A 25757-nucleotide genomic window follows, 5' to 3' on the forward strand; every position below is an offset into this window, starting at 1 on the left:
CTGAGGGCGGCAGAGGGAGCGCAGTGCTGAAGCGTCGTTGGTGGGATGTCGCGGTCGCGGCCGGTTCGGTCGTGATCGCGACGGCCCTGCTGATCGGGTTCAATCCGGACGATCCGGTGCGCCTGGCGGTGGGACTCGCGTCGATCGCAGGCTTCGCGGCCGCGTACTTCCTGATCGCACGGCCCGCGATCTGCGAACCCGGCGAGGACCGCGTGCCGGCTCGCTGGCGTTTCCCCGTCTTCGTCGTCGTGGGCTCCCTCGCGATCGCGGTCGGAGCGGGCGCGACGGGCTTCCTCGCGATCTTGCAGGCGCTCGCCTACCCGCTCATGTGGGTCGTGGGGGACTCTCGTCGCCGCGCGATCATCGGCTCCGCGGTCGTCGCGGTCACCATCTGGGCCGGGATCGCGATCGCCGGCGACGACGCGGGCGCGTTCGTCGCGGGTCTCATGACGGCGGGCTTCTCGTTCGCCTTCGCGATCGCCCTGGGCCTGTGGATCTCGAGCATCGCGGAGTACGGCGAGGAGCGCGCACGCCTCCTTGCGGAGCTCACCGCCGCGCAGGCCGAGGTCGAGGCGCTGAGCCGTGAGCGCGGGGCATCCGCCGAACGGGAGCGGCTCGCGCGCGACATCCACGACACGCTCGCGCAGACGCTCGCGGGTCTCGTCCTCCTCGCGGAGCGCGCGGGTCGGCAATCGAGGGACCGGCAGACGGATGCCGCGGCCACGACCATCGCGACGGTCGAGCAGATCGCGCGCGACGCTCTCGCGGAGGCCCGGGCGCTCGTGGCCCGCACGGCGGCCGTCCCGAGCGAGCCGGTCTTCGCCGCCGCCGTGGAGCGCCTCGTCGACCGCTTCCGCGCGCACAGCTCCGCCGACATCGTGCTCGACGCGTCCGGAGTCGACGGCGAGCTCGACCGCGAGACGCAGGTCGTCGTGCTGCGCTGCCTGCAGGAGGCGCTGTCGAACGTGGGCAAGCACGCCGCGGCGGAGCATGTCGACGTGCGTGTCACGGTCGACGACGCAGGCGCCGCGACCCTCACGGTCACCGACGACGGACGCGGCTTCGACCCCGCGCAGTCGACCATGGGCTTCGGCCTCGAGGGCATGCGCGAACGCGTGGCGATCGCGCAGGGAGTGCTCGACGTGTCGTCCGCCGTCGGGCGCGGAACGACGTTGAGCCTGCGGCTTCCGGGTACGCGCACGACCGGGGGCGTCGCGCCCGAGAAGGCGCCCGCGACCGAGCCCGAACGATCCGGAGGACCCCGATGATCCGTCTGCTGATCGCCGACGACCATCCCGTCGTGCGCGCAGGGCTCGCGGGACTGCTGTCGGACGAGCCCGGGCTCGAGGTCGTCGCCGAGGCTTCCGACGGCGACGAGGCCGTGCGCCTCGCCGCTGCCACTCGTCCCGACGTCGTGCTGATGGACCTGCGGATGCCGCGCGTCGACGGCGTCGCCGCGACGACCCGCATCGCGGCGGGTGAGGCGGGCGAGCCGGCACCGCGTGTGCTGATCCTCACGACGTACGAGTCCGACGACCAGATCCTCGCCGCGATCGAAGCCGGCGCGGCGGGCTATCTCCTGAAGGCGGCGCCGCAGGCGGAGATCGTCGCCGGCATCCGGTCGGTCGCCGCGGGGCAGTCGGCGCTGTCGCCGCAGGTCGCCGTGCGGCTCGTGGAGCGGATGCGTCAGCCGGCGGTGCCCGAGACGGTGCTGACGGCCCGTGAGACCGAGGTGCTGCGGCTCGTGGCATCCGGTCACTCGAACAAGCAGATCGCCGTCGCGCTCGGGATCGGCGAGTCGACCGTCAAGACGCACCTGCTGAAGACCTTCGACAAGCTCGGCGTCGCCGACCGCACACGCGCCGTGACGCTGGCGATGGAGCGCGGTCTGCTCGCGTAGCGTCATCCGATCGCTGCGCTCCTCGCTCAGCGACCGGATCTTCTGTCGGCCGCTGAGCGAGGAGCGGGATCGCAGCGTGCTCAGCTGAACTGGTTCATCGTGTTGTTCTTGCCGCCGGCCTTGAGCGCCGCCTCTCCGGCGAAGTACTCCTTGTGGTTGTCGCCGATGTCGCTGCCCGCCATGTTCTGGTGCTTGACGGTCGCGATGCCTTCGCGGATCTCGCGGCGCTGCACGCCGCGCACGTACGCGAGCATGCCCTCGTCGCCGAAGTAGCCCTTGGCGAGGTCATCCGTCGACAGGGCCGCCGTGTGGTAGGTCGGCAGCGTGATGAGGTGGTGGAAGATCCCGGCCCGGGCCGAGCCGTCGCGCTGGAACGTGCGGATCTTCTCATCGGCGAGCCGAGCGAGGTCGGTGTCGTCGTAATCCGAGCTCATGAGGTTGCCGCGGTCGTAGACCGACACGTCGTGTCCCTCCGCCTCGAGCAGGTCGTACGCCTGCTGGCGGAAGTTGAGCGTCCAGTTGAACGAGGGGCTGTTGTTGTAGACGAGCTTCGCGTCGGGCACGACTTCGCGGATGCGGTCGACCATGCCCGCGATCTGCTCGATGTGCGGCTTCTCGGTCTCGATCCACAGCAGATCGGCGCCGTTCTGCAGCGACGTGATGCAGTCGAGCACGACGCGATCCTCGCCGGTGCCGGGGCGGAACCGGTACAGGTTGCTGGCCAGCCGCTTCGGGCGCAGGAGCTTGCCCTCGCGGCGGATGACGACATCGCCGTCGTCGAGCTCCGCCTCGGTGATCTCCTCGACGTCGAGGAACGAGTTGTACCGGTCGCCCAGGTCGCCGGGCTCGTTCGAGACGGCGAGCTTCTGCGTGAGGCCCGCACCGAGCGAGTCGGTGCGGGCGACGATGATGCCGTTGTCGACGCCGAGCTCGAGGAACGCGTAGCGCACCGCGTTGATCTTCGCGATGAAGTCCGCGTGCGGGACGGTGACCTTGCCGTCCTGGTGGCCGCACTGCTTCTCGTCCGAGACCTGGTTCTCGATCTGGATGGCGCACGCGCCCGCCTCGATCATCTTCTTCGCGAGGAGGTACGTCGCCTCCGGGTTGCCGAAGCCCGCGTCGATGTCCGCGATGATCGGCACGACGTGCGTCTCGTGGTTGTCGATCTGCGACTGGATGAACTCCGCCGCGGTCTCGTCGCCGGCGGCGCGTGCCCGATCGAGCTGCGTGAACAGCAGGTCGAGCTCACGCGCGTCGGCCTGACGGAGGAACGTGTACAGCTCCTCGATGAGCGCCGGCACCGCCGTCTTCTCGTGCATCGACTGGTCGGGGAGCGGGCCGAACTCCGAGCGGAGGGCGGCGACCATCCAGCCCGAGAGGTACAGGTATCGCTTCTTCGTGCTCTTCAGGTGCTTCTTGATCGAGATGAGCTTCTGCTGCCCGATGAAGCCGTGCCAGACGCCGAGCGACTGCGTGTACTGCGACGGATCGGCGTCGTATTCCGCCATGTCGCGGCGCATGATGTCGGCGGTGTAGCGGGCGATGTCGAGCCCGGTCCGGAAGCGGTTCTGCGCCCGCATCCGTGCGACGTACTCGGGATTGATCGCGTCCCACGTCGCGCCGTGCAGGTCCTTGAGGGACTGCGTGTCTCGGATGTCGTCCGTGTAGATGGTCATGTCGTCGTCCTTGGTCGTCGTGTCGCAGGGTGGGTCAGTCGGCCTCGACGAGGAAGCGCGAGTAGGCGGGCAGGGTCAGGAACGCCGGGAAGTCCGAGCCGAGCGCGACCTCGCGGAACACCTCGGCGGCGTCGTCGAACCGGTCGCCGTCGCGCCGCTCGACCTCGCCGAGCACCTGCGCGATGAGACCCTCGACGTACTCGCGCGTGATGCGCGTGCCGTCTTCTGTGGTGCGGTCCTGGTGGATCCACTGCCACACCTGGGAGCGCGAGATCTCGGCGGTCGCGGCGTCCTCCATGAGGTTGTCGATCGCGACGGCACCGAGGCCCCGCAGCCATGCCTCGATGTAGCGGATCGCGACCGAGACGTTGCCGTGCACGCCCGCGGCCGTGATGGGCCGGCCGATGTGCACGTCGATGAGATCGGCCGCCTTCACATCGACTTCGGGACGCTGCCGGTCGAGCTGGTTGGGGCGGTCGCCCAGCACCGCGTCGAACTCGGCGCGCGCCACCGGGATGAGGTCGGGGTGCGCGACCCACGTGCCGTCGAAGCCGTCACCGGCCTCGCGCTTCTTGTCGGCGGCGACCTTCTCGAACGCGCGCTCGGTGACCTCGGGGTCGCGGCGGTTGGGGATGAACGCGCTCATGCCGCCGATCGCGAAGGCTCCGCGCTTGTGGCAGGTCTTGACGAGCAGCTCGGTGTACGCGCGCATGAACGGCACGGTCATCGTGACCTCGCTGCGGTCGGGCAGAACGAACCGTGCGCCGCGGCCTCGGTAATTCTTGATGATCGAGAAGATGTAGTCCCAGCGGCCGGCGTTCAGGCCCGCGCAGTGGTCGCGCAGCTCGAACAGGATCTCCTCCATCTCGAACGCGGCCGGCAGCGTCTCGATGAGCACGGTCGCGCGGATGGTGCCGTGCGGGATGCCGATGTACTGCTCGCTGAAGGCGAAGACGTCGTCCCACAGCTTCGCCTCTTCGCTCGACTCGAGCTTGGGCAGGTAGAAGTACGGGCCGCGGCCGTTCGCGATGAGCTGCTCCGCGTTGTGGAAGAAGTACAGGCCGAAGTCGACGAGCGAACCCGACGATGCCATCGTGCGCCCGAAGCGGTCGGTGAAGCGGATGTGGTTCTCGGTGAGGTGCCACCCGCGGGGACGCATCACGATCGTCGGCGTCTCGGCGGCTGTGACCTCGTATCGCTTGCCCTCGGGGCTCGTGTACGTCAGCTCGCCGCGGATCGCATCGCGCAGAGACAGCTGCCCCTCGATGACGTTCTTCCAGGTCGGGCTGGTGGCGTCCTCCTGGTCGGCGAGCCATACCTTCGCGCCGGAGTTCAGTGCGTTGATCGTCATCTTCGGATCGGTCGGGCCGGTGATCTCGACGCGGCGATCCTCGAGCCCGGGGCCGGCGCCGGCGACCTTCCACCCGGTGTCCTCGCGGATGTGCCTCGTGTCGTCGCGGAACTGCGGGTCGTGGCCGTTGCCGACCTCGAAGCGCCGGCGCATGCGGTCGGCGAGCCGGTCGTGGCGACGGGTGCCGAACCGATCGTGCAGCGCGGTGAGGAATGCGATCGCGTCGGGCGTGAGGATCTCGTCGTAGCGCGGCGCGATCCGACCCGAGATCTCGATCGACGGCTCGTGGGTCTGGGAGGCGATGGGGCCGGTGCGCGTGCGCATCGGGGCGATGGTCGAAGGTGTCATGGGCCTGTCTTCCTGTGTGCGGTGTGCTGAGACTGTCGACGGATGCGTCGCCCGGCGTGTGGGCCTGGTCGGGGCATCCGGTCATCCGCGTTCTGGGTCGACCGGCGGACGGTCGTGAGACCACTTTCCGTGAAGTTCGGACCGACCTCGTGCCAATCCAGGGGGTGAAGTTTCGCCAGATTTCTGTTTTCGTGACAGAATCGCAGGATGACGACCCTCGCCACGACAGATCCGCTGACGGACTTCTCCGACGATGGAGAGGTGGACGCGCTGACCATCGGCCGCCGCATCCGTCAACTGCGCACAGACCGGGGCATGACTCTCGAAGAGCTCGCCGCCGCCGTCGACCGCGCGCCCAGCCAGCTGTCGATGATCGAGAACGGTCGGCGCGAGGCGAAGCTCACGATGCTGCGGACCATCGCGCGGGCACTCGGCACGACGCTCGACGCGCTGCTCGAGGCCGAGCCGCTCGATGAGCGTGCGACGCTCGAGATCGCCCTCGAGCGGGCGATGCGCGGGCCGACGTTCCGGTCGCTGGGCATCGCGCCGTTCCGCGTCGCGAAGTCCGTTCCGACCGATGCGCTCAAGGCGATGCTCGCCCTCCACGGCGAGATCGAGCGGCTCAACGACGAGCGCGCCGCGACGCCGGAGGAGGCCCGTCGCGCCAACGTCGCGCTGCGCAAGCTCATGCGCACGCAGAACAACTACTTCGGCGAGCTCGAGGAGCAGGCCCAGCGGATCCTCCGCGCGGTCGACCACCCCGGCGGCCCACTCACACAGCGCACGGCATCCGACATCGCCGCGCACCTGGGGTTCACGCTCCACTACGTGCCGGACCTCCCGCAGACGACCCGCTCGGTCGCCGACATCAAGAACGGGCGCCTGTACCTCTCCAGCCGTCACGCCGCGAAGGGAGACCCGCGCACCGCGGTGCTGCAGGCGCTGTCGAGCCGCATCCTGGGCCATCGCGAGCCGAAGAGCTATGCCGAGTTCCTGCGGCAGCGCGTCGAGACGAACTACCTCACGGGTGCGCTGCTCATCCCCGAGGCCCACGCCGTGCCCTTCCTGCAGGAGGCGAAGAAGGACCGCGCGATCTCGATCGAAGACCTTCGCGACGCGTACTCGGTGTCGTACGAGACCGCGGCACACCGCTTCACGAACCTCGCGACGGTGCACCTGGGCATCCCCGTGCACTTCCTCAAGGTGCACGAGTCGGGCACGATCACGAAGGCGTACGAGAACGACGACGTGAACTTCCCGACCGACCGGCTCGGGGCGATCGAGGGGCAGATGTGCTGCCGTCGGTGGACCTCGCGCGTGGTCTTCGACATCGAGGACCACTTCAACCCGTACTACCAGTACACCGACACCGGCAACGGCACGTACTGGTGCACGGCACGCGTCGAGCACTCGAGCGAGGGAGCGCACTCGGTGTCGGTCGGCGTGCGCTTCGACGACACGAAGTGGTTCCTCGGCCGCGACACGACGAACCGAGGTGTGTCGAAGCACTCGGTAGAGGCGTGCTGCCGGCGTGCGCCCGCCGAGCTCGAGGCCGCGTGGCGCGACCACTCGTGGCCGAACGTGCGGACGCCGCGAACGCTGTTGGCGACGCTTCCGACGGGCGCCTTCCCGGGCGTCGACACCACCGACGTGTACGAGTTCCTCGAGGCGCACGCGCCTCGCTGATCAGCCGTCGTTCACCCGCATCGCGGGACGTGATGGTTTGATCAGACTGTGACACGTCGCCTCATCCCCTCGCCGTCGCTCAGCCCCGAGCCGACGCTGCGGCATGCGCTGCGGCATGTGTCGAAGCAGTTCTCATCGCAGTTGCAGCGGCTGCTGCAGGAGCACGGGGTGAGCCAGGCGGAGTACGTCGCGATGTTCGCGCTCAAGCGTCTCCCGGGCCTTTCGAGCGCGGAGGTCTCGCGGTGGACCGGGGTGACCCCGCAGGCGGGCAATCAGATCGTGAAGGCGCTCCTCGATCGCGGTCTCGTCCGGCGCCGGCCGTCCCGTGATCACGCTCGCGTGCTGCTGATCGACCTCACCGAAGAGGGGCGTCGCGTGATCGACGTGTGCGAGAAGGACGCCGACGAGCTCGAGAACCGCATGTGCCAGGGGATGACGAGCGAGCAGCGGCAGGAGCTCATGTCGCTCCTGCGCATGGCCGCGGCGGGGTTGGGCAGCCCGATCTCGGGCCCCGTCCGCTGACCGACGCACCCACACGCGGGACCGAGGCTGCTTCATAGCTCCCGGTGTCAGGCCACTTGATCAGTATCTAGTTACTTGATAATCTCACCGCGGCGTCGCTGACGCGCTGAACAGGTTGGCAAGGAGGCTGAACCCGTGGCCGGGATGTTGGGCAGACGACTTCTCCTCGTGATCCCGATGGTCATCGTGGTCTCGCTCGTCATGTTCCTGCTCGCCTCGCTCGTTCCGGGCGACCAAGCCCGCACCATCCTGGGAGAGAACGCATCGCCCGAGGCGGTCGCTGCGCTGCGGAAGGAGCTGGGTCTCGATCTCCCGCCGCTCCAGCAGTACCTCAACTGGGCCCTCGCGGCGGTGCGCGGCGATCTCGGCGCCTCGATCTACAGCGGTGAGCCGGTCGTCTCGATCCTCGCGGGCCGCCTTCCGGTCACCTTGTCGCTCGTGGTTCTCTCGACGCTCGTCATCGGCATCATCGGCGTCGCACTCGGGCTCATGAGCGCGCTGCGCGGGGGGTGGCTCGGCCGCTTCCTCGACGCGATCTCGCTCGTCGGTCTGGCCGTTCCCGGCTTCGCGATCGCGATCCTGGCGGTGTCGCTGTTCGCCGTGACCTTCCGCATCTTCCCCGCGACCGGCTACGTGCCCCTCACCGTCAGCGTCGGAGGCTGGCTGTGGGCGCTCGTCCTCCCCGTGTTCGCGCTGAGCCTCACCGGCACCACGCTCGTCGCCAAACAGGTGCGCGACTCGGCGAAGGACGCGCTCGCGAAGGACTTCGTCCGGTTCCTCCGCGCCAACGGGGTGAGCGAGACCTCGATCGTGCTCCGGCACGTGCTCAAGAACGCCTCCATCCCCGCCGTCACGGTGCTCGGCATCGGCGCGATCGCCTCGCTGACCGGCACCATCTTCGTCGAGAACGTGTTCGTGCTCCCCGGGCTCGGAACGATGGCGACCCAGGCGACGCTCAACCACGATCTGCCCGTTCTGCTGGGAATCGGCGTCCTCTTCACCTTGATCACCGTGGTGATCAACCTCATCGTCGACATCGTGTACGGCGTGCTCAACCCGAAGGTGAGGGCCGCGTGATGGTCTCCCGTCAGGGATCGCCGCGCATCGTCGCGAGCAACCGGCGCAACCTCCTCGTCGACGTCCTTCGCCGCCCGCTGGGCGCGGCGGCCGTGATCTACCTCGCGATCGTCATCCTCGCGTGCGTGTGCGCGCCGCTGCTCGCGCCGCACGATCCCCTCACGCAGAACCTGAGCGCGGTGCGGCTCGGCCCCACCGTCGAATACCCCCTCGGCACGGACGCCCTCGGGCGCGACATCCTGAGCCGGCTGCTGTACGGCGGGCAGGAGTCTCTCATCGGAGTCGCACAGGCGCTCGTGGTGGCGCTCGTCATCGCCATCCCGTTGGGGACCGCGGCCGGCTTCATCGGCGGATGGTTCGATCGCCTCGTGATGCGCTGCATCGACATCAGCATGGCGATCCCGGGCATCATCGTGACGCTCGCGGTGCTCGCCATCTTCAGCAACAGCATGCTCGCTGCGATGGTCGTCTACGGCATCCTCGTGTCGGCATCCGCCGCGCGCGTCATCCGCAGCTCCGCCCTCAACGTTCGCGAAGAGCTGTACATCGACGCCGCCCGGACGACGGGGCTCACGCGCGGACAGATCCTGGTGCGCCACATCCTGCCGCGCACGCTGGGCGTCATCATCGTCCAGGCGGCGATGCTGAGCGCGATCGCGCTGGGCGTGCAGACGGGTCTCGCATTCCTCGGCTTCGGGCCCCCGCCTCCCCAGCCGACCTGGGGTGGAATGGTCGGCGAGGCCTCGTCGATGCTGCAGCTCCACCCGTGGATGATCGTCCCCACGGCGGGGATCATCACCGTCACGACGCTCGCCTTCGGCCTGCTGGGCGACGCAGTCCGAGATGCGAACGCCGAAGGCATCGAACGGCCGATGCGGACTGCGCGCCGCCGGCGCGGTGCTTCGAACACGGATGCCGCGCCCGCCCCCGCCGCGCCCGCGAGCTCGCCGCCGAACCCGGATGCGCTGCTCTCCGTGCGGGGGCTGACCGTCGCGTTTGGAACCGGCGACGACGAGACGATCGTGGTGGACGGCGCCGACTTCGACATCCGTCGCGGCGAGACCGTCGGGCTGGTGGGGGAGTCGGGCTCGGGGAAGACGGTGACCGCGATGGCGGTCCTCGGCCTGCTCGCACAGGGCGGACGGGTCGTCTCGGGGAGCATCTGGTTCGACGGCACCGACATCTCCGGTTACACGAGCGCGCAGTACCGGGCGCTGCGCGGGACGCGCATGGCGCTGATCTCGCAGGAGCCGATGGTGGCCCTCGACCCGGCGTTCCGCATCGGGTTCCAGGTGGCCGAGGTGCTCCGCTCGCACCACCGCCTGAGTCGGCGCGCAGCACGTGCCCGTGCGGTGGAGCTGCTCGCGGCCGTGCGGCTCACCGATCCCGAGCACGTCGCCACGCTCTACCCGCACCAGGTCTCCGGCGGCATGGCCCAGCGGGTCGCCATCGCGATCGCGCTCGCGGGGCGCCCGGAGCTGCTCGTCGCCGATGAGCCGACGACCGCCCTCGACGTGACCGTGCAGGCCGAGATCCTCGACCTGCTGCGCTCCCTTCAGGAGCGGCTGGGCATGGCGGTGCTCTTCGTGACGCACGACTGGGGCGTCGTCGCCGACATCTGCGACCGGGCCGTCGTCATGTACGCGGGCCAAGTCGTGGAACGCGCCTCCGTCGCGGAGATCTTCCACGATCCGCTGCATCCGTACACGCAGGCTCTGCAGGCGTCCGATCCGCACAACGCGGTCAAGGGACAGCCGCTGCCCACGATCGGCGGGATCGTCCCACCGCCCGGGCACTGGCCCGTGGGCTGTCACTTCGCCGACCGGTGCAGGTTCGCTGTGGACGAATGCCGCGCCGGACGCATCCCGTCGTTCGAGCGGGGCGAGGGCCGCGAGGCTCGCTGCATCCGCATCGACGCCGTGCACAGCGAACGGGCGCAGACGCTCGAGGAGGTCGTCGGATGACCGCGTCGGACCGGCCCATCCTCGAGGTGCAGAACCTGTCGGTCGAGTATCGTCGCGGCCGACGTGTCAACCTCGCCGTGAACGACGTGTCGCTGCACATCGCGCCGCGCGAGACGCTGGGGCTCGTCGGCGAGTCAGGCTCCGGCAAGTCGACGATCGGCAAGGCCGTCCTGGGGCTCGTGCGACCGACGGGCGGCAGCATCCGCTTCGATGGGAACGACATCCTCACGGCCCCTGCCTCGCAACGGCGGGCGCTCGCGCGCGATCTCCAGGTCATCTACCAGGACCCGCACACGTCCCTCGACCCGACGAAGCCGATCGGGTACTCGATCGCCGAGCCCGTCCAGATCCACGAGCCGGCGAGCAAGGACGTCGTGCGCGAGCGCGTCTTCGCGATGCTGCGACGCGTCGGCCTCGACGAGGACGCCGCGCGGAAGTTCCCCGCGCAGTTCTCGGGCGGTCAGAAGCAGCGGATCGCGATCGCGCGTGCGCTGATCCTCTCGCCCCGCCTCGTGGTGTGCGACGAGCCGGTGAGCGCGCTCGATCTGTCGATCCAGGCAGAGGTGATCAACCTCATGGCCGAGTTGCAGCGCGAGACGGGTGCGAGCTACCTCTTCATCTCGCACGACCTGTCGATCGTGCACTACCTGTCGGATCGCATCGCGGTCCTCAGGAAGGGACGACTCGTCGAGTACGGCGACGCGGGCCGCATCTACGAGGACCCGCAGAGCGACTACACGCGGCGGCTCCTCGCCGCCGCCCCCGTCCCCGATCCCGAGCTGCAGGCGCAGCGCAACGCCGCGCGGGACAAGGACGGTCTCGACGCGCGCACCGACGCCATCGCCCGTGCCATCCGCTGACCCGACCCACCGAGGAGGAGCATGCCGCTGCAGAAGATCGACGACGCCGACCTGTGGTACGACGAGTACGGTCCCGACGACGCCCCCGAGACGGTGCTCTCGTGCGCGATGGGATTCTCCGGAACCGGGTACCCCGAGATCCTGGCCGAGCCGCCCACGGGCTACAAGGTCCACACGATCGTGGCGCGGGGCTTCGGGCGGTCCACGCATCCGCAGGCGCCACCGCCCGAGGGGTGGCTGACGCGGTGGGCGGACGACGTGGTGGCCTTCGCGGATGCGAAGGGCATCGACCGGTTCGTCTACACCGGCGCGTCGCATTCGGCCGGGATCGGGTGGTACATCGCGGTGCGCCACCCGGACCGACTGAAAGCGTTCGTCTCGGTCGTCGGCACTCCTCACGACCGGTTCGGGGTGACCGACTCCTCGGAAGGGAGGCGGGAGGTCATCCGTGCGCGCCTCGCGGGCGACACGACCGCCGTGCGCGCGCAGCTCGAGAAACTCGGCGGCTGGCTGCACGAGGACGAGACCGAGCGGCGGCGCGAACGCGACAAGCTGATCGACGCGGCGGTCGCCACGACCATGACGCGGGATGAGGACGAGTCGCGCATCAACCAGGGGATGCCCTTCCCCGAGGCGAAGACGAACGACGAGCTGGCGGCGGTGCTGCGCACGATCCGCGTTCCGACGCTCATGCTCGCCGGCATGCGGGACGGCATCGTCTCGCCCGAGTCGGCGCTGCGGGGCGTCGTCAACGTCCGCGATTCGAAAGCGGTGCTCTTCGAGAGCGAGGGGCACTTCATGGCTCAGGAGATCCCGGAGCGCCTGGCGCGCGAAGTGCGGATGTTCCTGGATGAGATCAACGGCACGGCCGAGCCGCGGCCGCGTTTTTCGCGCGAGAACGAGAAAGTGGGGACGATATGACGACACGACCGAACCGATCACGGCGCTCGGCGATGCGCCGCGTGGGCGCGATCGCCGCGGCGGCGGCCCTGGTCGCAGCGCTCGCGGCCTGCGCGCCCGCAGCGGACGGAGCGGATGCGGGCGATGAAGCCTTGGGGCAGCGCGGCGAGGAACTCATCGTGCAGTTCCGCGGAGCGCCCATGAGCCTCGACCCGGCCCTCCAGGGCACGGCGAGCGGCTCCATCTTCACGGTGCTCGCGTACGATCCGCTCATCTACCAGGCACCCGACGGCAGCCTGCAGCCCGCGCTCGCGACGGAGTGGGAATTCACCGACGACGACCGCACCGTGTTCGAGCTGACGCTGCGCGACGGCGTGCAGTTCGCCAGCGGCAAGCCGCTGACGGCGGAGAGCGTCGTCGCCTCGATGGAGTACTTCCTCTCCAAGAGCGGCCCGAACATGTCGCGCGTGGGTCCCATCGAGACGATCGAGGCCGTCGACGACGACACGGTGCGGATCACCTACAGCGCCCCGTTCGCGGATGCGCCGATGTCGCTGACGCAGACCTACATGTTCGGCAACATCATCGGCCCGGACGGCGTCGCCGATCCCGCGTCCCTGCTGCAGACGATGGACGGCGCGGGACAGTACGTGTACTCGCCTGAGGCCTCCGTCCCCGACTCGGAGTACGTCTACGAGCTCAATCCGACCTACTGGAACCCGGATGCCCAGATGTGGGATCGCGTGAAGGTGGAGATCATCTCCGACCCCAACGCGGTGCTCAACGCCGCGGCGACGGGTCAGATCGACTTCGGCCTCGGATCCTCGCTGCTGGCGGAGTCGGCGGAGGCCGCCGGGCTCGAGATCGTCACGGCGCCGTTCTACAACTGGGGGCTGCGTCTCGTGGACGTGAACGGCGAGATCAACCCCGCTCTGGCCGACGTGCGGGTGCGGACGGCGATCGGCCTGGCCATCGACCGCGAGTCCATCGTCAACGCGCTCGGCGGCGAGTACATGGCGCCGAGCGACCAGATCGTCGTGGAAGGCGCAGACGGCTACAACCCGGAGATCGGTTGGGAGTACGACCTCGATCGGGCGCGTGAGCTCATGGCGGAAGCCGGGTACGAGGACGGCTTCTCGATGACGATCCTCGACAGCAGCCTTCAGGACCAGCAGTCGCAGATCGCTCAGGCCATCGCGAGCGCCCTGGGGGAGATCGGCATCGACGTGAAGCTCGAAGTCGACTCCACGAGCATCCCCTCGTTCATCGAGAAGGCCGAGTCGAAGCAGTTCGAGGCCATTCTGTGGGCGACGAACGGCACGTTCGGGAACGCGTACGCGGATCTGCGCGGCGTCGGCTCGATGGCCAACCCGTTCGGGTTCGTCGACGAGGAGATGGAGCGCATGTACGCCGAGAGCCTCGGTGTCGAAGGCGACGAGCGGCAGGCGCTGTACGAGCGCATGGGCGAGCGCTGGCAGGAGCTGGCCATCACGATCCCGGTGCTGACGCAGTACTTCGTCAACTACGTCGGACCAAAGGTCACGAACGTGCAGGCCTCGGCGCAGAACCCGGTGATGCTGCCGGTCGGCCCGCAGCCGGAGTACAGCTGGCAGCCCGCGGGCTGAGCCGTCATGCGGATCAGGACACGCGCACGACGTCGTCCTCCCATGAGAAGCCCGTGTCGAGGCCGGCGCGGCGGGAGATGTCCTCGATGTATGCGGCCACCGAGTCGCGGTCGCCTTCGGCCAGGGGCACGGGGCGCGCGTCGTCGTCGATCCAGCAGGGGATGAATCCGGCGCGGATGTGCCCGCCGTCGACGTCGAGCACGGCGATGGCCGTGTTGCGACTCTCGGGGTGGAACGGGTAGCCCGGCATCGCGGGATCCGGTGCGAATCCGTACATCTCGACGCGACGCCGGGCCCAGGCCTTCAGCTCCTCCGAGTCGCTGTCCGGGTCGGGAGTGAGGGCATCCGTCACGCACACGAAGTTGCCCAGGCCGTGGAAGATCGGCTTGCCCCGGTACACCTCGATGCCCCGCATGATGTGCGAGTGGTGCCCGACCACGGCATCCGCCCCCGCGTCCACTGCGGCGTGCGACACCTCGAACTCGTAATCGTCGATGCGTGCGGGTGTGTGCCCGTATCCCTTGTGAAGCGCGACGACCACGATGTCGACCTCGCGCCGGAGCGCTTCGATCGCCTCGGTCATCTGCGCGAGCGACCGGCGGTCGCAGAACGTGTAGATCTGCGGAGGGTTGCCGGGGTTCAGGTCGTCGAGGTCGTAGTGCGTGATGACCTTCACGAAGGCGCATCCGGCCTTCTTGCTCGTCGCCCAGGATTCGCGCGGTCCCACGCAGTTGAAGCTCAGGACACCCACGCGCACGCCGCTGCGCTCGACGATCGCGGGGACCATCGCCGCGGCGAGGTTCGCCCCGGTTCCCGTCGTCACCATGCCGGCGTTCCGCGCGGCGGCGATCGTGTCGAGCACGCCTCTCGTGCCGAGGTCGAAGGCATGGTTGCCGGCGACCGTGCCGATGTCATAGCCCGCCGCGGCCATCACGTCGAGGTACGCCGGGTCGGCGGGGGGCGAGGGCACCGTGAGCGCGCTGACCGCCGTCTCGGTCGTGTGGGGGACCTCGATCTGGCCGATGGCGACATCGCTCGCACGTGTGATGGGCGCACTCGGAGCGAAGTAGCGCTCGGGGTCGCCGTACTGCATGACGATGTCGCCGACGGCGGTGATGCGTATGCTCATGGGTCTCCTTGAATCAAGTTACTTGATATTATTGTCGCGATCGCCGGGGGTGGGTGGCAACGTGGCAGCGCCGCCGATCGCCGATTCCTCAGACCGCATCGGGGTGAACATGAGCCGACCGCTCGAAGGCAAGACCGTCATCGACCTGACATCGGCATTGGCCGGTCCGTACGCGACCCTCCTGCTCGCGGGACTCGGCGCGCGCGTCATCAAGGTCGAGAACCCGGCCCGCGGGGGCGATTCGTCGCGGAACAACTCGCCCTACGTCGGGTCCGACGGCCTCAGCGTGCGACGACGGTCCGCCGACGACATGTCGGTGTCGATGATGCTCCGCGGCCGCGGCAAGCAGAGCATCGTGCTCGACCTCAAGCGCGCCGAGGGGAGAGAGGTGCTCCGCGACCTCGTCCGGCACGCCGACGTGCTCGTCGAGAACTACAGCTCGGGCGTCGCCGGGCGACTCGGGATCGACTTCGCCGCGCTGCGCGAGGTCAACCCGCGCCTCGTCTACACCTCGATCAGCGGGTTCGGTGCGACGAGCGGCCAAGGCGACCGCAAGGCGATGGACACCATCATCCAAGCCCTGAGCGGAGTGATGCTGACCGCGGGGGAGCCGAACGACCCTCCCGTGCGCTTCGGCCTGCCGATCGGAGACCTCGTCGCGCCGCTGTTCGCCGTCATCGGGACACTCGCGGCCGTCCTCGAGGCCGAGCGGACAGGCGAGGGGCAGCACGTCGACGTCTCGATGCTCGGCGCCCTCACCTCGCTCGTGGCGTGCGAGCCGTTCGACGCCCTCGAGTCGGTGGGCTTCCCGCTGCGCACCGGCGCGCACGTGCCGCGGCTCGCGCCGTTCGGCACGTTCGCCACGAAGGACGGATGGTTCGCGCTGTGCGCCCCGACCGATCAGTTCGCGGCCGGCGTGCTCGAGGCGATCGGTCGCCCCGACCTGCTCGACTCGGACGACTTCCGCACACGCGACGCACGCGTGGCGAACGCCGATCGTCTCCACGGCCTCATCGCGGGCTGGGCGGCGGAGAGGACGCAGGCCGAGGCCCTCGCGGCGCTCGAGGCGCACGGCGCACCCGCGGCCGCGGTGCGCACGACGGCGGAGGCGGTGCGGGATCCGCTGGTCGTCGCTCGCGGCGAGGTCGTGCCCCTCGTGCATCCGCGGTTCGGGCATTTCGACGGACTCTACGGCTCGGGTCTGCCGATCGTGTTCTCGCGCAGCACGACGGACCTCTCGACGCCCGCTCCGGGTCTCGGGGAGCACACGGACGCCGTCCTGCGCGACCTTCTCGGCTACACCCCCGATCGGATCGCGGAGCTGGAGGACGCGGGCGTCGTCGGACGCCGGCCGCTCGACGACCTTGCCACATCGCTGCGCGCGTGAGGTCGTCGGGCGTGATCATTCCGGGCCGGGTGACTGCACGCCGCGTGGTGTCCTCGCTCCGCCGAGCGATGCGCTCCCGGCTCGCGATCCGGTCGATGTGCGCAAGATCCTGAAGACCGCTGTGCCGCGCTGATCCGGGGGCGAGGCGGATGCCGCATCCGATGCCCGCCGGCCAGCTCGCACCCACCACAGGGCGAACAGCAGCGCGGGCACCAGGCCGCCGAGGGCACCCGCCGCAGCCGCCCAGCGGGGGCCGGCCTCGGTCGCGATGAACCCGATCGCGGGCGCTCCGATGGTCGGCCCGCCGATGATGACGGCGATGTAGATCGCCATGACCCGGCCGCGCAGCTCGGGCGGCGTCGCCGCCTGCAGGTAGGCGTTCGTCGTGTTCATGATCACGAGCGACGTGAAGCCCAGCACGACGAGGAAGGCGCCGAACACCCACGCGTCAGGGCTCACCGCCGCCCCGATCGCGCCGAGTCCGAACACGAGCGCCGAGAGCGCGATCGCCGAGAGGCGCGCTCGCTCGCGGCGGGCGCCGGCGATCGCCCCGATGACGCTCCCGATCGCGACCACCGACGACAGGATGCCGAACTCGGTCGGGCCGAGCCCGAACTCCACGGTCGACATCGTCGCGACGATGATCGGCAGATTCGTGCCGATCGCGCCGAACACGAGGGCGCTCAGTACGACCACCGCGAGGTCGCCCCGCGAGCTCACGTAGAGCAGTCCCGCCCGAAGGCGTCCCGGCGCGCGCGGCGACCGCGGCTGGCGGTGCAGCTCCGCAGTGCGCATCGCGAGGATGCCCGTGATCGTGGCGGCGAAGGTCACCGCGTTGATGAGCAGCACCCACCCCGCCCCGATCGCGGCGGTGAGCAGGCCGGCAAGCGCGGGCCCCGCGAGACGCGCGACCGTGAAGGAGGTCGCGTTGAGCCCGACCGCGTTCGAGATGAGCGACGTCGGCACGAGCTCCGACACGAAGGCCTGGCGCGCGGGCCCGTCGAAGGCGCTCGCGACGCCGAGTGCGACGGCGAGGCCGTAGACCATCCACAGCTCGACCGCGCCGGTGAGCACGAGTGCCGCGAACACCGCGCCGATCACGGCCATCGCCGTCTGGGTCGCGAGGAGCAGTCGCCGTCGGTCGAACACGTCGGCGGCGAGCCCTGTCAGGGGAGTGAGCAGGAGCACCGGTCCGAACTGCAGTGCGGTGGTGATCCCGACGGCGACCGCGTCGTGGTCGGTGAGCTCGGTCAGGACGATCCAGTCCTGCGCGGTGCGCTGCATCCAGGTGCCGACGTTCGACACCGTCGCGCCCGCGAACCACAGGCGGTAGTTGAAAACACCGAGCGAGCGGAACGGGCTGCTCATACGGGCGGGTCTCCCACCGGCATCCGCGGTCGACCGTTCCCTCGCACGATGATTAGGGTACCTTATGAAATTCGAGGAGGTCACATGACGACGACGCGCGTGGCACAGATCGAGGTTCGAGACCCCGGACGGTTCGACGAGGTGGTCGGCGAGGTCGCCGTCGCCTCGCCCGACGAGATCGACCGGATCGTGCGAGAAGCGGATGCCGCCGCCGCGGCGTGGGCACGGGCCGGCGTCGACGCGCGGGCGGAGGCCCTCCTCTCCGCGGCACGGGACTTCGACGCCGTCGACGACGCGCTCGCCGAGCTGCTCACACGCGAGAACGGGTCGGTGCTCGCGGTGTCGCAGCGCGAGGTGTCGCTCGTGCCGCACCTGCTGCGCATGGCGGTCGACCTCGGACTCGGAGCGCTCGCCGAGCCCGCCGTCGAGGACGCGACGGTCTCGCTGCGGCGGCGCCCGTACGGCGTCGTGGCGTGCATCGTGCCGTGGAACGCGCCCGTCGTGCTCGCGCTGCAGAAAGTGGGCCCCGCGCTCATCGCGGGCAACACCGTGATCGTCAAGCCGTCGCCGAATGCGCCGCTCGCCGTGACGCGCATCCTCGAACGCATCGCGGCGCACCTTCCCGCCGGGGTCCTCTCGGTCGTGAACGGCGGCGGCGAGGTCGGATCGGCGCTCGTCGTCCATCCGGCGGTGCGCAAGGTCTCGTTCACGGGCGGCGAAGCGGTCGCGCGGCAGATCATGGTGCTCGCGGCCGACTCCTTCACGCGGGTCCACTTCGAGCTCGGCGGCAACGACCCCGCGATCGTGCTCGACGACGCCGACGTGCCCGCGGCGGCGGAGGCGATCGTGTCGCACGCGTTCCGCCGTTCCGGCCAGGTCTGCTACGCGATCAAGCGCGTGTACGTTCCGCGTCGCAGGCTCGACGACTTCGCCGACGCGGCGTTCGCCGCGATGGACCGTTTCGTCGTCGGTCACGGCCTCGACCCCGACGCGACCATGGGGCCCGTCAACAACGCCGCGCAGTTCGAGCGCGTGCGCCGCCTGCACGACGGGCTCCGCGAGCGGGGGGTGCGGGTCGAGACCGGCGGTGTGCGCCTCGACCCCGCGGGGTGGGATCGCGGGTGGTATGTGCAGCCGTCGCTCGTGCGCGGCGCGGACCCGCGCGACGAGGTCGTGACGACGGAGCAGTTCGGCCCGATCCTGCCGATCGTCGCGTACGACCAAGAGGCGGATGCCGTCGCCCACGCGAACGGCACCGAGTACGGCCTGTGCTCGTCTGTCTGGTCGAGCGATCTCGACAGGGCCCGGGGGATCGCGGAGCAGCTCGAGGCGGGCATCACATTCATCAACGAGCACGCCCTCAGCCCCGCGGGCCGCCGCGCGCTTCCGTTCGGGGGCGTCAAGCGCAGCGGGATCGGGTGGGAGGGGGCGTCGGCCGGCATCGACGAGTACCTCCAGTTCCACGGGATCCAGGTCGCGGAGGCGGCGCGATGACGGGCGGTCGCGGCGAGACGGCCGCGCGTGCGCTCATCGAGGGGCTCGCGGCGTACGGCGTCGAGGTCATCTTCGGAAACCTCGGCAGCGACCACACCGCCCTCATCGACGCGCTCGCCGAGCTCCATGGGCGGGGCGAGCGGGTGCCCGCGGTCGTCCTCGCACCGCACGAGGCGAGCGCCCTCGCGGCGGCCCACGGGTACGCGCTCGTGCGCGGGCGGGCGCAGGCGGTGTTCGTGCACGTCGACGTCGGCACGGCGAACCTCGGCGGGGCGGTGCACAACGCCGCCCGCGCACGCGTCCCCGTGCTGCTGTTCGCCGGTCTCACGCCCTACACGATGGAGGGCGAGCTTCCGGGCAGCCGCAACTCGTACCCGAACCACCTTCAAGACGTCCCCGATCAGCACGGCATCGTCCGCCCGTACGTCAAGTGGAGTTACGACCTGCGCACGGGGGCCAACGCGCGACAGCTCGTCTCGCGGGCACTGCAGATCTCCGAGAGCTCCCCGCAGGGGCCGGTCTACCTCACGGGGGCGCGGGAGGTCCTCGCATCCGTGTCGTCCGGTCGCGGCGTCGACCCGCAGCGCTGGCGCGCGGTCGAGCCGGCCCCGCTGCCGTCGTCGCTCGTCGACGAGATGCTCACGGCGGTCGCGGGGGCGGAGTTCCCCGTGCTGGTGACGTCGTCGCTCGGGCGCGACCCCGGCTCCGTCGACGTGCTCGTCGAGCTCGCCGAGACGCTGGGCATCGGGGTCGTCGAGGCGGTGCCCGACGTGCTGAGCTTCCCGGCCGACCACGAGCTGCACATGGGCTTCATGGCCGAGCCGCTGCTGTCGCGCGCGGACGTCGTGATCGTGGTCGATTCGCACGCGCCGTGGATGCCGACCCGCGCGACGCCGCGCGACGACGCCCGCATCTTCGTGCTCGGCGCGGACCCCCTCGACGAGCGCACGCCGCTGTGGTACCTCGAGGCTGACGCGTTCGCGCGCACGGACTCGCCCGTCGCGCTGCGACAGCTGCGGGACGCGGCGAGAGACCTCGCGGACCGAGGAGAGGCGACGGGTCGGCGGGCGAGGCTCTCGGCGGAGCATGCGGCGCAGCGCGACCGGTGGCGCGCGGAGCGCCAGGGCGGTGACGGACGCCTCACGGTGCCGCTCGTGTGCGCGGCGCTCGAGAGTGCGCTCGATCCCTCGACGATCGTGCTGAACGAGGCGATCAGCAATGCCGAGACGGTGTTCCGCCATCTGCCGCGCACGCGCCCCGGAACGCGCTTCGCGAGCGGCGGGTCGTCGCTCGGGTGGAGCAGCGCGGCGGCGGTGGGCATCAAGCTCGCGCAGCCCGACGCGACCGTCGTGTCGATCGTGGGGGACGGGTCCTACTTCCTCAGCGAGCCCTCGTCGTCGCACTGGATGGCGCATCGATACGGAGCGCCGTTCCTCACGGTGATCCTCGACAACGGAGGCTGGAACGCGACGAAGCAGAACGTGATCCGCCAGCATCCGGAAGGTCCCGCCGCAGCGGGCGACCGGTTCTGGGTCAATCTCGCTCAGGAGGCGGACCTGCCCGGTGTCGCGGCCGCGGCCGGTGGCGCCTATGCCGGCACGGCGTCGACGGTGTCCGAGCTCGAGGAGCAGCTGCGCCTCGGTCTCGAAGCGATCGGGTCGGGCCGTGCCGCGGTGATCTCGGCCCGGCTCGCGCCCATCAGCGGTCAGCGCCCCGACAGGCTGTCGGCACGCGTCCGCTCCGCTTGACGCGTGATCACAGGGAGCCGTAATCTGGAAGTAGTTAGGTCACCTAAGGAAATGGAGACGATCGTGTCGGAGGCCGCGCCGGTACTTGCCGCTGATCGCATCGAAGAGGACCACGAGCTCCTCATCAGCGTGGCCGCGCGCCTCAATCGCACCAGCCAGATGCTCCTGGCATCCTTGCCCGTTCCGCTGACCTTCCGCCAGTACCGCACGCTGTCGCGCGTCATCGGCGGGTACACGTCCCTCAGCCAGCTCGCGAAGCGAGGCAACCTCTCCCTTCCGACCGTCTCGGAGAACGTCGACGGGCTCGTCAAGCGCGGACTCATGACGACGACGGCGAGCGAATCCGATCGGCGCGCGATCGTCCTGCATGTGACGGATGCCGGGCGCGAGGCCGCGGCCGCCGGCCAGGCCGTGCTGAAGGACTTCACCTCCGCCCTGCTCGCCGAGCTCGCGCCGGGCAGCCGCGCCGACCTGCAGGACTCGCTGCGGGTCGTGTACGAGGCGGCGACCACGTACTTCGTGCAGAACGTCCAGGCACGCTAGCCGTCACGACAGCCGAGGAGGCGCCGCTGTGGGCATGACGATGGCTGAGAAGGTCCTCGCGCGCCGGAGCGGACGGGCGGTCGTGCGACCGGGCGACATCGTCGTGACCGACGTCGACCTGATCGTGCTCGCCGACACCGTCTTCAGCGACACCCCCGACACCCTCCCGACCGACCTGCTGCGCGTCGCGCATCCCGACCGGATCGTCGTCCTGATGGATCACGGCGTGCCGGCACCCAACGAGCGTTACGCGCGTGCGCAGCGCCGCGCCCGCGAGCACGCGCGGCGCCTCGGCTTCCGCGAGGTCGCCGACGTCGGCGGCGGAGGCATCGAGCATCAGCTCATCTTCGAGCGCTGCCTCGCGTTGCCCGGGCAGCTCGTCGCGTCGAACGACTCGCACACGAGCGCGGCCGGCGTGCTCAACTGCGCGGCCCGGGGCCTGGGCCTCGCCGACATCCTCCAGCTCGCCGCCACGGGCCGCACGTGGTACCGGGCCTCGCCGACCGTGCGGTTCGTGCTCGAGGGGGAGCTGCCGTTCGGCGTGTACGGCAAGGACGTGTTCCTCCACCTGTCCCAGCTGTACGGGAGCCAGGAGGGCCACGACATCGAGTTCGGCGGTCCGGGACTCGAGACGATGCCCCTCGACGACCGCGCGACGCTCGCGACGATGTGCACCGAGCTCAACGCGAACTTCGTCATGATGCCCGTCGACGCGCTGCTGCGCGAGCACATCGCGGCAGTGACCGACGCCGCGTACGAGCCGGTCGAGCCGGATCCGGATGCCGAGTACGCCGCCGTCCACGTCGTCGACCTCGCCGAAGTGAAGCCGCGCATCGCACTCCCGCACCGCATCAACGGGAACGTCCGCAGCGCGGCGGCCGTCGCGGCCGACGGCATCCGGATCGACCAGGCGTTCATCGGCTCGTGCGCGAACGGCAAGCTGTCCGACCTGCGCATCGCGGCGCGTCTGCTCGAGGGGCGGAGCGTCGCCGACGGCGTGCGCCTCATCGTGACGCCCGGGTCCCAGGCGGTGTACCTCGAGGCGCTGCGTGCGGGCTACATCGAGACGCTCACCGAGGCCGGAGCCGTCGTCACGAACTCCACGTGCGGCGCGTGCGCCGGCGGACACCTCGGCGTGCTCGCTCCCGGCGAGGTGTGCATCACGTCGAGCACGCGCAACTTCCGCGGTCGCATGGGGAGCGCGGACGCCGAGATCTACCTCGCCTCGACGGCCACGGTCGCTGCATCCGCGATCGAAGGCGTCATCGCAGACCCGATGCCGCATCTCGTCGAACGGCCCGTCGCATGACCGGGCGGGAACGAGACTGGGTGCTCACCGGCCGCGCGCGGGTGTTCGCCGAAGACGACATCAACACCGACCAGATCATGCCGCGCCGCGGGTTCGAGCTGCCGCCGGACGAGCAGTCCGCGCTCGTGCTCGACTCGATCCGCCCCGGGTGGGCGGCGACGGTGCGGGACGGCGACATCCTGATCGCGGGGCGCCGATTCGGATGCGGGTCGAGCCGACCCGCGCCTCTCGTGATCGCGCGCACGGGCATCGCTGCGGTCGTGGCCGAGTCGCTCGGCGACATCTTCCTGCGCAACGCCGTCGCGTACGCGGTTCCCGTGCTCGAATGCCCGGGCGTGCTCGAGGCCGTCGCCGAGGGGCACGAGGTCGAGGTCGACATCGCGCGGGGGACCGTGGCGAATCTCACGACCGGCGCCGCCGCGGCGTCCACGCCGCTGCCGGCCATGCTCCTCGACACGATCGCGGCGGGCGGCGTCCACGCACTCCTGCGGCGCGACGGCTATCTCGCACCGGTCGGCTGATCGCGCGGCACCCGTTTGGGCCACGCTGTCGGGTGTTTCCGACCATCGGAACGCACCGTCCTCGGCTGATCGCATCTCTGGTGGAGTGGGCATTTCCCGGACAGCGGGCCCGACGCATCCGGATCCCTTGACTAGTTAGGGACCCTAACGGTATCGTCGGGCAGGTACTTAGGGGCCCGTACTAATGGGCTCGGCCCACAGGCCGGCACACGTCGAGGTCCCGGTACTCCACCCGACGGTCGAACCCCGTCCGGCGGGTGAGGAACGCACCGATTGCCCGAAGAAACGCAGCCCCGGCCGGGACTCGAAGCAGAGCCCCGACCTCGATGAAGAGAAAGAGGCCAGTAATGCGTGCAAAGAGAGGTATCGCCCTGGCGATGGTCGTGGCCGGCACGATCGCCCTCGCCTCCTGCGCCAGCCAGCAGCAGCCCCAAGCCGGTCCGTCCGACGGGGGAGCCGACGAGTGCGGCCCCCTGACCGAGCTCACGAAGGTCACGCTCGGGGTCAACCCCGGCGCCCAGGACCTCGTGACGCAGGCGATCAAGGAACAGGAGTTCGACAAGAAGTACAACCTCGACCTCGAGATCAAGAGCTTCGAGAACCCGCCCGCCTCGGCCCAGGCGGTCACGCAGAAGGCCGTCGACATCGGCTTCGGCGGCGTCACCACGATGGCCCAGGCGCGATCGAAGGGCCTCGACGTCTTCCTGTTCGGCGCGCTCGCGAGCCCGTCGAACGGCGTCTTCGTCCAGAAGGACTCCGACATCGAAGACATCGGCGACCTCAAGGGCGCGCGCTTCGGCTCGTTCTCGGCGAACAACAGCGCGACGTTCGTCGTGCTGTCCGCGATCGCGTCCGAGGCGTTCGGCATGGACAAGCTCGAGGACGAGCTCGCATCGCTCGCGGTGGCTCCGGATGCCGCGATCTCGGGCCTGCTCGGTCAGGGCGAGCTCGACGCCGTCCTCCTCGGCTCCACGGCGACGGTCGTCACGCAGCTCGAGGGCAAGTACAAGCAGATCGGCGATCTGTCGAGCGAGTACATCGAGGCCACGGGCATCGCCCCGGTCCACCTCGGGATCGTCTCGACCGACAGCTATGCGGCGGATCACTGCAGCGAGCTCGTGGCGTTCTCGAACGCCATGCGCGACGGCGTCGAGTACGTCCAGGCCGACGACGAGGCGTGGGAGCGCTACGCCGAGGCGCTCGACCTCACCGATCCGAAGGCGCCGCAGGCCCTGCAGGACCTCCTCGGCGCGAACTTCCGCACCGAGTGGGACGAGAAGCAGGTCGAGGGCATCACGAAGATGCTCGAGTCCTTCATCCCGATCCTCGGCGAGGAGGACTTCATCCCCGAGGTGCCCGACGGCCTCTTCCGCCTCGAGTTCGTGGCCACCGAGGACTGACCCGTCCGCTCGGCCCGGACCGCGCGGTCCGGGCCGAGCCCACCGGAACCACTCCACATCGATATGGAAGGCAACCCCATGTCCACTTCCACCGAAGTCGCCGACGACTCGGGCATCCGCGTCGACACGGACGTCGTGCGGGGCATCGAAGAGCCCGTCCCGATCAAGCGGCGCAAGTCGTGGAAACGGCCGCTGCGGCGGTTCTCCGCCCTCATCGGCATCATCGTCATCTGGTGGCTCGCGTCGCTGTTCATGAGCCCGCAGACCCTGCCCGGTCCGTTCCTCGTCTTCTCGACGATGCTCGACAACCTGACCGAGGGCGACACCTACTACCAGCTGGCCGTCACGATGGGCCGCGTTCTCGGCGGCATGACGATCGCGATGATCATGGGCCTGGTCATCGGCCTCATCATGGGCCTGTCGGCCTGGGGCGAAGACCTCCTGATCAACGTCGTGCTCGTGGGCTTCTCGATCCCCGCCGTCGTCTTCGGAATCCTCTTCATCCTGTGGTTCGGGCTCAACGACACGGCGGCGATCCTCGCGGTCGGCGTCGCGGCGACGCCCGCCATCGCCATCAACATCTGGCAGGGGACGAAGGCGATCGACCGAGACCTCATGCACATGGGCAAGGCGTTCCGCTTCTCGCAGCGCTCGATGCTCACGAAGGTCGTCATCCCGCAGCTCGTCCCGTTCGTGCTCGCGGCTCTGCGGACCGCGCTCGCGATCTCGTGGAAGATCGTCACCGTCGTCGAGCTCATCGGCCTCTCCAGCGGCGTGGGCTACATGCTCCATTGGTGGTTCGGCAACTTCAACATGACGCAGGTGCTCGCGTGGACCCTGCTCTTCACGATCACGCTCCTGTTGATCGAGAACCTCATCCTCAAGCCGATCGAGAAGCGGCTGACCCGTTGGCGTCCGCACGCGGCGGCGCTGGAAGGAGCGGCCTGAC

General features: G+C 69.8%; 21 protein-coding genes. 17 read left to right on the plus strand and 4 right to left on the minus strand.

Annotated elements, in window-relative coordinates:
- Nucleotides 1–23: 23 nt before the first annotated feature.
- Together VNR19_RS09715 and VNR19_RS09720 are read left to right on the plus strand one after the other, a co-directional pair.
- Entirely contained in the window at nt 24–1268 is a 1245-nt protein-coding gene (locus VNR19_RS09715; protein ID WP_325031499.1) for an ATP-binding protein, read from the plus strand.
- On the plus strand, nt 1265–1900 hold the full coding sequence (locus VNR19_RS09720; protein WP_325031498.1) for a response regulator transcription factor: 636 nt from the start codon (nt 1265–1267) through the stop codon (nt 1898–1900). The genes VNR19_RS09715 and VNR19_RS09720 overlap by 4 nt, the downstream gene beginning before the upstream one ends.
- An 80-nt stretch (nt 1901–1980) precedes the next feature.
- Here VNR19_RS09720 and VNR19_RS09725 read toward each other — a convergent pair whose 3' ends face one another.
- A complete protein-coding gene (locus VNR19_RS09725; protein WP_325726228.1) occupies nt 1981–3576 on the minus strand; it encodes an isocitrate lyase in 1596 nt (531 codons plus the stop codon).
- 34 nt (nt 3577–3610) lie between these two features.
- Nucleotides 3611–5251, minus strand: a complete 1641-nt coding sequence (aceB, locus tag VNR19_RS09730; RefSeq protein ID WP_325726494.1) for a malate synthase A — start codon at nt 5249–5251, stop codon at nt 3611–3613.
- Between the two features lie 231 nt (nt 5252–5482).
- Between aceB and VNR19_RS09735 the strand changes: the two genes are divergently transcribed.
- The 7 genes from VNR19_RS09735 (at nt 5483) to VNR19_RS09765 (ending at nt 13909) form a co-directional block, all read left to right on the plus strand.
- Nucleotides 5483–6961, plus strand: a complete 1479-nt coding sequence (locus VNR19_RS09735; RefSeq protein WP_325726230.1) for a helix-turn-helix domain-containing protein — start codon at nt 5483–5485, stop codon at nt 6959–6961.
- 48 nt (nt 6962–7009) lie between these two features.
- A complete protein-coding gene (locus VNR19_RS09740; RefSeq protein WP_325726232.1) occupies nt 7010–7483 on the plus strand; it encodes a MarR family winged helix-turn-helix transcriptional regulator in 474 nt (157 codons plus the stop codon).
- Nucleotides 7484–7627: 144 nt separating this feature from the next.
- Nucleotides 7628–8560, plus strand: coding sequence for an ABC transporter permease (locus tag VNR19_RS09745; protein WP_325726495.1), 933 nt, complete (start codon nt 7628–7630; stop codon nt 8558–8560).
- On the plus strand, nt 8560–10524 hold the full coding sequence (locus VNR19_RS09750) for a dipeptide/oligopeptide/nickel ABC transporter permease/ATP-binding protein (RefSeq protein WP_325726234.1): 1965 nt from the start codon (nt 8560–8562) through the stop codon (nt 10522–10524). The genes VNR19_RS09745 and VNR19_RS09750 overlap by 1 nt, the downstream gene beginning before the upstream one ends.
- Nucleotides 10521–11384 carry an ATP-binding cassette domain-containing protein gene (locus VNR19_RS09755; protein WP_325726236.1) on the plus strand — a complete coding sequence of 288 codons (864 nt, stop codon included), beginning with the start codon at nt 10521–10523 and terminating at the stop codon, nt 11382–11384. Before VNR19_RS09750 ends, VNR19_RS09755 begins: the two co-directional genes overlap by 4 nt.
- 21 nt (nt 11385–11405) lie before the next feature.
- The gene (locus VNR19_RS09760; RefSeq protein WP_325726238.1) at nt 11406–12305 is read left to right on the plus strand and encodes an alpha/beta fold hydrolase; all 900 of its coding nucleotides are present in this window, start codon (nt 11406–11408) and stop codon (nt 12303–12305) included.
- A 32-nt stretch (nt 12306–12337) separates the two neighbouring features.
- Nucleotides 12338–13909 (plus strand): ABC transporter substrate-binding protein, encoded by a 1572-nt coding sequence (locus VNR19_RS09765; RefSeq protein WP_325726240.1) that lies wholly within the window; start codon nt 12338–12340, stop codon nt 13907–13909.
- 13 nt (nt 13910–13922) lie between these two features.
- Here VNR19_RS09765 and VNR19_RS09770 read toward each other — a convergent pair whose 3' ends face one another.
- A complete protein-coding gene (locus VNR19_RS09770) occupies nt 13923–15038 on the minus strand; it encodes a CapA family protein (protein WP_325726242.1) in 1116 nt (371 codons plus the stop codon).
- 109 nt (nt 15039–15147) lie between these two features.
- Between VNR19_RS09770 and VNR19_RS09775 the strand changes: the two genes are divergently transcribed.
- Nucleotides 15148–16425, plus strand: coding sequence for a CaiB/BaiF CoA transferase family protein (locus VNR19_RS09775; protein WP_325726244.1), 1278 nt, complete (start codon nt 15148–15150; stop codon nt 16423–16425).
- A 15-nt stretch (nt 16426–16440) separates the two neighbouring features.
- On the opposite strand, the gene VNR19_RS09780 is transcribed toward VNR19_RS09775, so the two are convergent.
- Nucleotides 16441–17793 carry an MFS transporter gene (locus tag VNR19_RS09780; protein WP_325726246.1) on the minus strand — a complete coding sequence of 451 codons (1353 nt, stop codon included), beginning with the start codon at nt 17791–17793 and terminating at the stop codon, nt 16441–16443.
- Nucleotides 17794–17877: 84 nt separating this feature from the next.
- Between VNR19_RS09780 and VNR19_RS09785 the strand changes: the two genes are divergently transcribed.
- From VNR19_RS09785 to VNR19_RS09815, 7 genes are all read left to right on the plus strand, one after another.
- On the plus strand, nt 17878–19287 hold the full coding sequence (locus VNR19_RS09785) for an aldehyde dehydrogenase family protein (protein ID WP_325726247.1): 1410 nt from the start codon (nt 17878–17880) through the stop codon (nt 19285–19287).
- Nucleotides 19284–21035: a thiamine pyrophosphate-requiring protein gene (locus tag VNR19_RS09790; protein ID WP_325726248.1), complete on the plus strand. Its 1752-nt coding sequence runs from the start codon at nt 19284–19286 to the stop codon at nt 21033–21035. Before VNR19_RS09785 ends, VNR19_RS09790 begins: the two co-directional genes overlap by 4 nt.
- A 51-nt stretch (nt 21036–21086) precedes the next feature.
- The gene (locus tag VNR19_RS09795; protein ID WP_325726250.1) at nt 21087–21578 is read left to right on the plus strand and encodes a MarR family winged helix-turn-helix transcriptional regulator; all 492 of its coding nucleotides are present in this window, start codon (nt 21087–21089) and stop codon (nt 21576–21578) included.
- A gap of 40 nt (nt 21579–21618) precedes the next feature.
- The gene (locus tag VNR19_RS09800) at nt 21619–22887 is read left to right on the plus strand and encodes an aconitase/3-isopropylmalate dehydratase large subunit family protein (RefSeq protein ID WP_325726252.1); all 1269 of its coding nucleotides are present in this window, start codon (nt 21619–21621) and stop codon (nt 22885–22887) included.
- Entirely contained in the window at nt 22884–23408 is a 525-nt protein-coding gene (locus VNR19_RS09805; protein ID WP_325726254.1) for a LeuD/DmdB family oxidoreductase small subunit, read from the plus strand. Before VNR19_RS09800 ends, VNR19_RS09805 begins: the two co-directional genes overlap by 4 nt.
- 347 nt (nt 23409–23755) lie before the next feature.
- Nucleotides 23756–24808 (plus strand): ABC transporter substrate-binding protein, encoded by a 1053-nt coding sequence (locus VNR19_RS09810; RefSeq protein WP_325726256.1) that lies wholly within the window; start codon nt 23756–23758, stop codon nt 24806–24808.
- 78 nt (nt 24809–24886) lie between these two features.
- Nucleotides 24887–25756, plus strand: a complete 870-nt coding sequence (locus tag VNR19_RS09815) for an ABC transporter permease (RefSeq protein ID WP_325726258.1) — start codon at nt 24887–24889, stop codon at nt 25754–25756.
- The last annotated feature ends 1 nt before the right edge of the window (nt 25757 follow it).

The sequence above is a fragment of the Microbacterium sp. genome (assembly GCF_035556355.1).
In the GTDB taxonomy this organism is placed as follows: Bacteria; Actinomycetota; Actinomycetes; order Actinomycetales; family Microbacteriaceae; genus Microbacterium.

What these genes read in the sequence shown, in the direction of transcription:
- VNR19_RS09720 (WP_325031498.1), top strand. Translation starts at nt 1,265, where the DNA reads ATGATCCGTCTGCTGATCGCCGACGACCATCCCGTCGTGCGCGCAGGG.
- VNR19_RS09725 (WP_325726228.1), bottom strand. Translation starts at nt 3,576, where the DNA reads ATGACCATCTACACGGACGACATCCGAGACACGCAGTCCCTCAAGGAC.
- aceB (WP_325726494.1), bottom strand. Translation starts at nt 5,251, where the DNA reads ATGCGCACGCGCACCGGCCCCATCGCCTCCCAGACCCACGAGCCGTCG.
- VNR19_RS09735 (WP_325726230.1), top strand. Translation starts at nt 5,483, where the DNA reads ATGACGACCCTCGCCACGACAGATCCGCTGACGGACTTCTCCGACGAT.
- VNR19_RS09745 (WP_325726495.1), top strand. Translation starts at nt 7,628, where the DNA reads ATGTTGGGCAGACGACTTCTCCTCGTGATCCCGATGGTCATCGTGGTC.
- VNR19_RS09750 (WP_325726234.1), top strand. Translation starts at nt 8,560, where the DNA reads ATGGTCTCCCGTCAGGGATCGCCGCGCATCGTCGCGAGCAACCGGCGC.
- VNR19_RS09755 (WP_325726236.1), top strand. Translation starts at nt 10,521, where the DNA reads ATGACCGCGTCGGACCGGCCCATCCTCGAGGTGCAGAACCTGTCGGTC.
- VNR19_RS09760 (WP_325726238.1), top strand. Translation starts at nt 11,406, where the DNA reads ATGCCGCTGCAGAAGATCGACGACGCCGACCTGTGGTACGACGAGTAC.
- VNR19_RS09765 (WP_325726240.1), top strand. Translation starts at nt 12,338, where the DNA reads ATGCGCCGCGTGGGCGCGATCGCCGCGGCGGCGGCCCTGGTCGCAGCG.
- VNR19_RS09770 (WP_325726242.1), bottom strand. Translation starts at nt 15,038, where the DNA reads ATGAGCATACGCATCACCGCCGTCGGCGACATCGTCATGCAGTACGGC.
- VNR19_RS09775 (WP_325726244.1), top strand. Translation starts at nt 15,148, where the DNA reads ATGAGCCGACCGCTCGAAGGCAAGACCGTCATCGACCTGACATCGGCA.
- VNR19_RS09780 (WP_325726246.1), bottom strand. Translation starts at nt 17,793, where the DNA reads ATGAGCAGCCCGTTCCGCTCGCTCGGTGTTTTCAACTACCGCCTGTGG.
- VNR19_RS09785 (WP_325726247.1), top strand. Translation starts at nt 17,878, where the DNA reads ATGACGACGACGCGCGTGGCACAGATCGAGGTTCGAGACCCCGGACGG.
- VNR19_RS09790 (WP_325726248.1), top strand. Translation starts at nt 19,284, where the DNA reads ATGACGGGCGGTCGCGGCGAGACGGCCGCGCGTGCGCTCATCGAGGGG.
- VNR19_RS09795 (WP_325726250.1), top strand. Translation starts at nt 21,087, where the DNA reads ATGGAGACGATCGTGTCGGAGGCCGCGCCGGTACTTGCCGCTGATCGC.
- VNR19_RS09800 (WP_325726252.1), top strand. Translation starts at nt 21,619, where the DNA reads ATGGCTGAGAAGGTCCTCGCGCGCCGGAGCGGACGGGCGGTCGTGCGA.
- VNR19_RS09805 (WP_325726254.1), top strand. Translation starts at nt 22,884, where the DNA reads ATGACCGGGCGGGAACGAGACTGGGTGCTCACCGGCCGCGCGCGGGTG.
- VNR19_RS09810 (WP_325726256.1), top strand. Translation starts at nt 23,756, where the DNA reads ATGCGTGCAAAGAGAGGTATCGCCCTGGCGATGGTCGTGGCCGGCACG.
- VNR19_RS09815 (WP_325726258.1), top strand. Translation starts at nt 24,887, where the DNA reads ATGTCCACTTCCACCGAAGTCGCCGACGACTCGGGCATCCGCGTCGAC.